We start from the raw sequence: 9372 nt of genomic DNA, 5'->3' as shown, positions 1-9372 counted from the left end.
CGCGCGTCCTGCTCCGCAGGAACGACGCGCCGACGCTACGCGTCGGTACCCGTCTCCGCTCCGCGGAGACGTCCGGTCCCTCCGGGACCGGTTGATCCGCTCCGCGGATCAGGGGTGGTGGTCCCGATCGCTCCGCGATCGTGCCTGACAGCGTAATTTCTATACAACTTGACTGTAGTCAAGGTGAGTTGAGTGGCCGTCCACTCCGTGGCCGGCCTCTGGCTGGCTAACGGACAGGGTCGTGCGGTCTGTTGACTTCCTGTTGATGCCTCATCAGATAGGTGACCCGGCAAGTGGTGGGGTGGGGTGCTTCCTTGTCTTCATAACTATGGAAGATTCGAGTTTGGGGTCTCCCCCCGTCGCTGTTCCGTTTTCGAGCCGGGGGTGCAGACGGCCTTGGTGCAATGCCGCGGCACCTCCGCACACGATCGAGGCCGGGGCGGCGCGGTTCGCTGCGTCGGAACGAACGGCGCAGGCACTTTGCCGTGGTTGGGCGGCTCGCCGTCCGCCGGGGGCACGGCGCTCCTCGCCCGCTTACTGCGGGCGGTCGGGGTACCAGGGAGCGAGGCGCAGCAGGAGGTGGAGTGTGTGGCGGGCGGCGGTGCGGTGAGCCGGGCGGGAAGCATAGGCGGCCCCGAGAGCGAGGGCTACGGCGAGGGCCAGGAGCAGTAGGAGGGCGGTGCCGGCGTAGGTGAGGGCAGTGCGGCCGGTCGGGGCGAGCAGGAGCACGGCGGCCGTGGTGGCCGTACGGGCGGGACGCTGACGGGTGCGGATGGGCATGGGCGGACGGCTCCTTCGCGGTGCGCGGGCCCTGGCCGGGGCCCGGTTGTCTGCCCAGTTCAGCGCGTACGTGACCTGCGTTTTCCGAGTACCTCGCGGGGTTCTAACTTGGAGTGGTGGCCAGAGGGGTGCCGAGCACGGCGGACAAGGAGCTGATCGAGCGTCTGGCGGCGCTCGGGGTGCGGGTGTCGGCGGCGCAGCTGGAGCGGTGGCGTGGGGCGGGGCTGCTGCCCGGGCATGCGCGGCGGTGGCTGGGACGGGGGCGCGGGTCGGTGTCGGTGCTCGCCGAGGAGACGGTCGCCGTCGCGGCGGCGCTGGGACGGCATGCGCGGCCGGGGCGTGATCTGCGGTGGACGGTGATCGCCTGGTACACCGAGGCCGGACTCCCGGCCGGGCCCGGGGAGTTGGCGGTGCCGGAGCCGCCGTGGTCAGCCGTGCGGGAGGCGCTGGTGTGGGCGGTGGGCCGCTCGCACGCCCAGCGGGTGGTGGTGCAGGCCCGGGCTGCGGGCGGCGGGGGTGAGGAGGCGCAGGACGCTTTCTACGCGGAGGCCGGGCGGGTGGTGGGGCGGGGTCCGGCCGGGCTGCCGCACCCGGACGAAGTACGGCGGGTAATCGAGGACCCCGCGGGCGGGTGGGGGCCGAGCCCGGAGCGCGAGCGGCGGAGCGCGGTAGTGCGCTTGGCCGCGGCCGCCGGGATGGGGGCCGGCGAGGTCGGGGGCGAGACGCTCGTCGAGGCGCTCGCCGCGCTGATGCCCGGTGTGGACTGGACTCCGGCCGCGGAGTCCGTGCGCAGGGCCGAGAGCGAGGGCACCCTGGAGAGCTGGATCGAGGCGGGGGCGCTCGTCGACCCGCTCGCCCGCCTCCAGGCCGCCGGTGAGGAGGAGATGGCCGCGGCACGGGGTGTGGTGCGGGTCCTCACTCTGGTCGGCTTCTTCTACGTGATGCATGGGTTCCTGATGCCCGACAGCCCCTTCCTCGCCCGGCTGCGGGCGAGGGTCGACGAGTCGGGGTTCGCCTTGTTGATCGCCCTGCTCGTCCCTCAGATGGCCAAGCCGTCCGGTGTCCCCCACGCACTGGTGATGTGCCTGTCTCCCGAGATGGCCGCGCTCGCCGCCTGGATGGAGGAGCTGATCGACGAACAGATCAGTGCCGGGCAAGGGCTACTGTCCCTGCCCGGCGCGGAGGAGGGCGGGGCGAAGGCGTTCATGAAGGCTTGGACCAACCGCGTCCACGAAATAGGCGACCTCGGCCTGGACGGCGCCGACGAGTGACCTCGGTTCGGCGGTCACGGTGGTCCCCGTGCCGAGGTCACTCGTCGGCGCCCCAGGGGTGACCGAGGTGACCGTGCCCGCAGGGCCTGCCCCTCGTTGATCCCGGCGAGTCCTCCAGGCCCCGAGGAAGATCTCTGTCGGGTATCGGACCCGCCCAACAGGGCAGGCCACAGACACCCGGCGAGGCGCCAAGGCCCCCTGTGCGCCGCAGTGCAGGGCGGCATGCGGCCAACGCGCTCGGGTGCTTGCCGAGGGCGAGATGCCGCATCTGTCGATGCGGCATCTCCAGTGGGAGCAGCGGGGTTGACTGGCCGGTGTGGATGTGAGCAGGCATCCGCACATTGGTGATCTTGTGGTTCTATGCGCGTCTTGCATGCAAGTTGTCTGATTTCCATTGGGTCTGACAGACTGTTAGGGCACGTCAGTGGTCTCAATGACCTGCCAGCCCCGTACCGCCGTCGGCGGAGGGGGCGTGAGCCGTACGCCGCGGAACTGCCCACTATTGATGGTGTTGCAGTGGTGATGTTCCGGTGGCGCGCACAGTCTCCGGTGGTGGACTCGAAGAGGCAGACGGTCTTCGCCGGTACGCGCCGCAGGTGCGTGGCGGTGGCGGCGGCCCTCGCCGGTGCTCCGTGGAAGGAGTGCCTGCGGTCCGGGTGCGTGCCGTATTCGGCATCGCCGGATGCGCTGGGTCGCGCCCGGGGCCATGAGGGCTCCGGGAGTTAGGACTGTCTGCTTCTCATGTCTGCCCGCAAGGCCCCCGAGGGGCCCTTTCCGTATCCCACCCACCCGACCTGGGCTCTGAACCTCTACGAGGCCATCGTTAACACCTGCGGGGTCGAGGGCTTCGCGCCCGTGCCCCAGCAGGCCGTGCTCGACGCTCTCGCGCCGGCGCTCGGCGAGGGCGAGGCCAAGCACGTCACCGAACGCCGGCGCGAGAGCCGTTTCCTGCGCGCCACCGCTTACCACGTCGAGCAGCGCGACACCGACGGGGCGCTGCTGGTGCTGAAGGCGAAGCTGCACGGGGCGGCGACGCTGCCCTGGGTCAACAACGACCGCACGCGCAGCGCCTGGCTGCACCCCTCCGCCGAGAACCAGCAGCGGCTGGAGGAACTCGTCGACCAGCAGCGGTCGGTGGCCGTGCGGACCGTCGCACTGGAGCGGGCGCGGTCGGCGCTGCGGACCCTGTCCCCAACCGCGACGGCGGCGGAGAACAGCGCGGCGGCGGCCGCGGTCGAGGCCGCCGAGGAGGAACTGGCCCGCGCCAGGCGGGAGCTGGAGGTGTGCGAGCAGACGCTGGGCAAGCGGCGCCCGCTGCCGGTGGTGCGGGCCGTCACCGAGGACGGGATCCCGCTCGCGGCGCTCACAACGGAGGCCGTCCGCACGGAGGTGGCCGCCGAGGTGCAGCGCTATGCCGTGGAGACGCTGCGGCAGCGGGCGCGGCAGCGCCCCTACGACCTGGCGGAGTCCCTGGTGCAGGAGGGCCAGCGGGATTCCACGGTGGTCGTGCTGCAGCGCACCCCGGTGATCGACCAGGACGGATCCCGGCGGCACATCTGGCGGGGCCAGCAGGCCACCGGCGCCAACCGGACCGATGCCCGCCTGGAGACCTTCGGCATCACGCCCCAGCACCTGCTGACCGGTGTGCCGCAGTCCCTGCTGCGACTGCCCGGGGAGGAGGACAACCGGCGGATGGTCGTACGGGGTCTGGGCGAGATCCTGCGCCGGATCAGCTCCCTGCTCAACGCCGAGTACGCCGACCCCGACCAGGATCTTGAAGGGCGTGCGCAGCGGGCGGCGCGGATCGCGCAGGTGCCGGCCCGGATCGTGGTCGGCGCCAAGAAGCCGGAGCGCCTGGAGGAGTCGCTGCGCCAGCTGAACGTCCACGAGCACCTGCGCGGCCAGCTGGACTACGAGGACATGGACCGCTCCCTGGGACTGTGGTCGACCCTGGTCAAGGCCTACCGGGCCAAGGGGCTGCTGGGTGAGCTGCTGGCCCAGGAGGTCGCCCACGGCCGCATCGCGGCCAGCGAGTTGGACGAGGAGGCGATCGCCGACGCGCTGGTCGGGGCCCGGGCGCTCAACGAACTCACGGTGCTGCTGCCGCCGGGCGACGACGTGGGCCCCATGACCCTGCGGGACGTGGCGATCCGCTGTGCCACCGTCCTGGTGTTCCCGCCGGTCCCGCCGCGCCCCGAGGGCCTGTCGGCCCGGGCGCACATGCCCACCGGCCGGTACTGGCCGGTGGTGCGCGCCGCCCTGCAGGAGGCCTCCTGGACGCAGAGGAACGGGGACAAGGCCAAGCGGCGCACGGAGATCTGGGCGGCCGTGGTCGCCCAGCACTTCCTGCGCCCCGGCCCCCTCGCCGCCGTCGAGGGCCTGTTCGGCAGGGCCGAGGTGCAGTTCGGGGTACGCACCGACGCGCGCAGCCTCGCCTCGCTGCTGACCGCCTGCCGCCAGGGAGACCCCGCGGCCTGGGAAGCCCTAGTGCGGCGGCACCTGGTGCCCGGCATGATCAGCGGCGCCGAGCCGTTCATCACGCCCAACCAGGGCTCACTCACCAGCGCGCAGCGCAAGGGTGTGCGGCGCGCGCCGTCCAACGCGGTCCAGTCGCTCGTGGAGGCCTACACCAACCCGCCCGAGGGCGTCACGCGTGCGCTGCTGCTCGCGTTCGCCGAGTCCGTGCTGCGCGCCCCCGACTCCCCGGCCGGCGACGGCCTGGCACCGGGCACCTTCTGGGCGCCCGACGCACACGGCGATCCGTGCGAGGGACTCCTCGCCGACAAGGAATGGTTCGACGCGCTCTTCCCCCTGACCTCATTTCCCAGGTCCAAGCGGCCGCAGCCACCCGCAGACAACATCGGTGCCGAGGACGGGGACATCGGCGAGAACAGCGGCGAGGACACCGCGGAACTCGCCGAGGAGATTCCCGAGGACCCACTCGTGCGGCTGACCCGTCTGCGCATGGAAGTGTCGGCCGTGGTCGACAGCAGCACGGTGGGCGCCGCCGCCCTGGCCGAGCAGATCGCCCGGCTCCTGGTCACCCTTGAGGACGCTGTGCGTGCCCGTGAGGAGGCCGGCGCCGCAGAGGAACCGGCCCAGGTGCAGAAGCTGTACGTAGAGGACTTCAACAAGATCAAGGCGGAGTGCGCGAAGATCGCCCCGCTGCTGGACAAGGCCACCCTGGCGGTGATGTCGCTGTGAGCGGGGACTGCTGCCCGGAGCCGGTCGCCGGACCGGTGGTCGACGCGCGGGTGCTGCGCCACGCGTGGACGGCGCTGGGCCCCCTGGCGCGCGGCGGCTGGCCCGCCTCGCGCAGCCTCCTCCTACCGCACCGGGCCGAGAGCCTCGCGGCGCTCGGCGAAGTGCTGGCCGGGCTGTATCTGGCGGTCGACGCCGAGGGGCGGCTGCGGTGGCTGGGCAAGGCGCACCGCGGCAGCGGGGTCAAAGCCCGGCTTGAGGATCACTTCCGTCATCCCGAGCGGGCCCGGGTCTACGCGGGGGTGTTCGTCGTGGAGGCCGACCCGTTCAGCCCGGCGAAGGCGATCGAGGCCGCCGAGGGCCGGGCCGCCGACCTGATCGGGCTGCGCGGCCGAATGGGCCCGCGGACATGGCCCGTAGTCACCCCGGCGCAGTGGCTCGCCCAGGTCACCTCGCACCCGGCCACCCTTATCGGTCCTCCCCGCCCGAGCGCGGACGGCTCCGGCGACCGGTCCGCGGCACCGGCCTGACCCATCCCCGCTCGGGTCCCGGCGGATTGTCTGCCGGGACCCGAGCGGGCAACACGCAGGAGCGGTGCGACAGCCGGATGGGGTTCTGGTGTCAGTGGGCGTTCGTAGGGTGGGTGAGTGGTGAAAGTTCCGTGGGACAGACTGGCGGCCGAGAGCCCGAAGGTGTCCGAGGCACTGGTGACGATGCTGGTGCTGCGTCTGCGCGAGAGAGCGCGGGCGGTCGACGGCAGCGGCGGGGACGGCGGCCGGGACCTGTTCGAGGACACGGAGGACGATGAACTCGTCGTCTACGAGGCGAAGTCGTTCACCGGCCGCATGACCGCGGTCCGGCGGCGGCAGGTGGTGGGCTCGCTGGTGTCGGCGGCCCGCCACCAGCCCGACCACTGGGACCTCCTGGTGCCGATCGACCACAACCCCGCCGAACTGCTGTGGTTCGAGGGGCTGCGCGAACAGTTCCCGTTCGTACGGCACTGGCGCGGGCGCAGCTGGCTGGACGAAAAGTTCGCCGCCCATCCCGATCTGGTGCGCTACGCGCTGCAGGAGTCCAGCGACTACATCCTGGATCGGGTCGCCGAGGCGCGCGCCGAGCGGGACGTGCTGCTGGGCGGGCTGCCCGACTATCTCGAGCGGGCGAGCGCGCTGCATGCGCGGGCCCAGGAGATCTCCCCGCACTACGCGCTGCACACGACGCTGGGCGCGGACGGGCAGACGGTCGTACACCTGACGCCCAAGGGGCCCACCCCCGACGGGCAGACGGCGATCCGCTTCACCGGCCGCGTCCGCTTCCCCGCCGGCGATGAACAGGAGGTGCAGCGGCGGCGCCAGTTCGAGGAGACCATGCGCTTCGGCGGCGAGGTGGAACTGACGGCGGACAACCTCGCCGAGACGCGTCTGGCCGGGCCCGCAGGGCTCGGACTGGATCAGCTCACGCTCGCCAGCGTGCGCATCACCTCGCCCCGCCAGGAGGTGACGCCGCCGCTGCGCGGGCGGGTCATCGTCCAGCAGCCCTCCGGTATCCCGGTCGCCTCCCTGGCTGTGGCCTTCACGCACCGTGTCCTGGGCACGGACGGCGGGACCCTGTACGGAAGCGACATGACCGGCCTGATGCGGGTGCAGGTGCGCTTCAGTCGGCACGATCTGTCCGGCCAGCTCAAGTTCTCCTTCGTGCCGCCCGAGACCGCGATGCCGGCGGCCCTGGTGCCGGTGCTGCAACTGATCGCCGAGAGCCGCCCTGGCCGCTTCATGGCGCTCGTCTTCGCCGGGGACTCCAGCGACGGGCTGCGCGCCCCGATCACCACCGGCATGACCCCGGCCGGCTGGGAGGCGGGCGAAGCCCGGTTCTGGGCTAACGCGTACGACGACCTGGCCCGGCTGCAGAGCAGGACCGGCCAGTACTTCCCCGTCCCCGACGACTTCACCCAGCAGGACGTACGCGAGGTCAAGGAGATCCACGCACTACTCGACGGAGAGGAGATCGTCCTGCGGGGCGAGACCGTGTCCGTGGAGGTGATCAGCGCCGAGGGCCTCGACCAACTAGCTGACATCCGCGGCGGCATGTTCCGTCTCACCGCCGGATACGAGTCCATGCTCTTCACCCTCGGCGACCACCAGATCGACCTCGGCCCCTGCACCGAGACCTACACCATGGACAAGATCCTCAACATGAAGGAGGCCCAGCGCGAGCTCGCCGAGCACGGGCACGCCAAGGTGATCATGCGCCTGTCCGAGCGCTTCCCGGCCGTGCGCTACCTGGGAAACGAACGGCCGGAGTAGTCGCGGGGGTTCCCCGCGGTCCAGGCGCCGGCCTCGGCGGGCAGAGGACCTGTACGGTACGGGGCCGCAACCGCTCTACCCAGCCGGTGTTGGGCTCGGGTGCGGTGCGGTCGATGAGGGCGTTCAAGCCCGCAAGGTTGGGGCGGGCGGCGGCGACCTTGGCGGTCAGTGCGCGCACCGAGGGACGACTCGCCTCGCCTGGCGAGGTGGCCTCGACCGGCGTAGTTGGTCGAAGGCTCCGGCGCTGTCGCCGGCATCGAGCAGGGGGCGGGCGGTGTCGGTGGCGGCCCGGGCGCGGCGATCGCCTGTCGGCAGGGCCCGCAGGTCGAGGCGGGCTGCGTGGGCGAGTGCGGTGTCGACGTCTCCGAGGTGGCGGTGGATCCCGATCCGGTAGAGCGTGCACTGGGCGGCCGCCAGCAGATGCCGGTGGGCGCCACCCGCACCCCCGCACCATCCGAGGCATCCACCCCATAGCCGGCCTCCGCCAGCAGCCCCAGCACCCCATGCATCGACGCCCGCTCATGCGGCATCCGCCGCCAGCCCCCCGTATCCCCCCGCAAATCCTCACTCACCCGCGCCCACGCCTGCGCCTCCCCCTCCTGAAACGCCGACAGCTTCCCCAGATCATGCAGACCCGCCACGAACATCACCCACCCGCGGGCCTCCGCCACCGACACCCCCAGCCCCTCAGCGACCACCCGCCGCTGCCCCCGCGCAACGAACCGGTCCCACACCACCCCCGCAGCCGCCGCCACATCCAGCAGATGAAACAACAGCGGATACACCGCCCCCGCACCCCGGTCGAACTTCCCCCACGGCGTCAGATCCACCCCACCCCACCGGGCATCCTCCACCACCCCCATAACCCGCGCCCCCTCCAACTTCCCGCCACGAAAGGCCTGTTACACGACATCCTGCCCCGCCCCCGACCCCGCCTCCGCTACAGTGAGCCACCGCCCACCCACCCGTGGGAGTCCATCCGGGCACCACCCCGTCCCCCTCCCCACCCGTAAGCGGGGGTCACTCCCTGCGTTGCCAGGCGATCTCCCACCCCGGAGGCCACCTCCCCACCCCGTGGGGGTCAGCCAAAATGGCGACGCAGGTACGCAGGACTGACCGGCCGGCCTCCCCACCCCGTGGGGGTCAGCCCGTGGAGCGCATGCGTTCAGTCAGATCTTTAAGACCCTTTCCCCACACCGTGGATCCTGCTGGCCAAATGTCGTGTCCTGGGGTGTGGGGATGCTGTTGGCACTGTGGTGGTCGGCCTTGTCGTTCCCGGCCTCTGGGGTGGGAGTCATGTCGTTGCGGCCGGAGGAATGGCCCGAAGTCCCCGCGCTCACGGCGCGAGTCGCACGGGCCGCGGCGGCGCGTGGGGAGTTGCCGCTGGCGATGCGGGTACGGGACGAACTCGGTGCGTTGTTCGCGGATGCGGAGTTCGCCGCGGCGTTCGGCCGCCGGGGCCGGCGAGGATGGTCGCCGGGGCGCCTCGCGATGGTGACCGTGCTCCAGATGGCGGAGAACCTGACCGACCGTGCCGCCGTTCAGCGGGTCCGGTTCGACCTGTCGTGGAAGTACTGCCTGGGTCTGGAACTGGAGGACGTCGGCTTTGATGCCTCGGTTCTCTCGGAGTTCCGCACCCGGGTGGTCGAGCACGGCCTGGAGGAGCGCGTCTTGGACTTGCTGCTGGCCGCGTTGAAGGAGAAGGGCCTGGTCAAGGCCGGCGGCAAGCAGCGTACCGACTCGACACATGTACTCGCGGCAGTGCGGGACTTGAACCGGCTGGAGCTGGCCGGGGAGACGGTGCGGGCCGCGCTGGA

The 9372-nt window shown here is 71.7% G+C and carries 7 protein-coding genes and 1 pseudogene; 6 read left to right on the top strand and 2 right to left on the bottom strand.

Annotated elements, in window-relative coordinates:
- Window positions 1–534 precede the first annotated feature (534 nt).
- A complete protein-coding gene (locus ABZ453_RS49210; RefSeq protein WP_359026345.1) occupies window positions 535–780 on the bottom strand; it encodes a hypothetical protein in 246 nt (81 codons plus the stop codon).
- A gap of 116 nt (window positions 781–896) precedes the next feature.
- Here ABZ453_RS49210 and ABZ453_RS49205 point away from each other — a divergent pair, with 116 nt between their 5' ends.
- The 5 genes from ABZ453_RS49205 (at window position 897) to ABZ453_RS49185 (ending at window position 8029) form a co-directional block, all read left to right on the top strand.
- On the top strand, window positions 897–2051 hold the full coding sequence (locus tag ABZ453_RS49205; protein ID WP_359026343.1) for a hypothetical protein: 1155 nt from the start codon (window positions 897–899) through the stop codon (window positions 2049–2051).
- A 741-nt stretch (window positions 2052–2792) separates the two neighbouring features.
- Entirely contained in the window at window positions 2793–5255 is a 2463-nt protein-coding gene (locus ABZ453_RS49200) for a hypothetical protein (protein WP_359026341.1), read from the top strand.
- Window positions 5252–5782: a hypothetical protein gene (locus ABZ453_RS49195; RefSeq protein WP_359026339.1), complete on the top strand. Its 531-nt coding sequence runs from the start codon at window positions 5252–5254 to the stop codon at window positions 5780–5782. Before ABZ453_RS49200 ends, ABZ453_RS49195 begins: the two co-directional genes overlap by 4 nt.
- A 117-nt stretch (window positions 5783–5899) precedes the next feature.
- The gene (locus tag ABZ453_RS49190) at window positions 5900–7555 is read left to right on the top strand and encodes a hypothetical protein (protein WP_359026337.1); all 1656 of its coding nucleotides are present in this window, start codon (window positions 5900–5902) and stop codon (window positions 7553–7555) included.
- A gap of 225 nt (window positions 7556–7780) precedes the next feature.
- Window positions 7781–8029: a hypothetical protein gene (locus ABZ453_RS49185; RefSeq protein WP_359026347.1), complete on the top strand. Its 249-nt coding sequence runs from the start codon at window positions 7781–7783 to the stop codon at window positions 8027–8029.
- A gap of 35 nt (window positions 8030–8064) precedes the next feature.
- Here ABZ453_RS49185 and ABZ453_RS49180 read toward each other — a convergent pair.
- Window positions 8065–8418 (bottom strand): annotated as a pseudogene (locus ABZ453_RS49180) (HD domain-containing protein); the annotation flags it as partial.
- Window positions 8419–8851: 433 nt separating this feature from the next.
- Here ABZ453_RS49180 and ABZ453_RS49175 point away from each other — a divergent pair.
- On the top strand, window positions 8852–9372 hold a 521-nt coding region (locus ABZ453_RS49175), incomplete at its 3' end, for a transposase (protein WP_359026335.1).

Source organism: Streptomyces sp. NPDC005799, assembly GCF_040630525.1.
GTDB lineage: Bacteria > Actinomycetota > Actinomycetes > Streptomycetales > Streptomycetaceae > Streptomyces > Streptomyces griseorubiginosus_B.
This window is presented reverse-complemented; position numbering and strand designations above follow the sequence as displayed.

Bases quoted from the DNA above. Each gene is read 5' to 3' on its own strand.
- ABZ453_RS49210 (WP_359026345.1), bottom strand. From the start codon at position 780: ATGCCCATCCGCACCCGTCAGCGTCCCGCCCGTACGGCCACCACGGCC.
- ABZ453_RS49200 (WP_359026341.1), top strand. From the start codon at position 2,793: ATGTCTGCCCGCAAGGCCCCCGAGGGGCCCTTTCCGTATCCCACCCAC.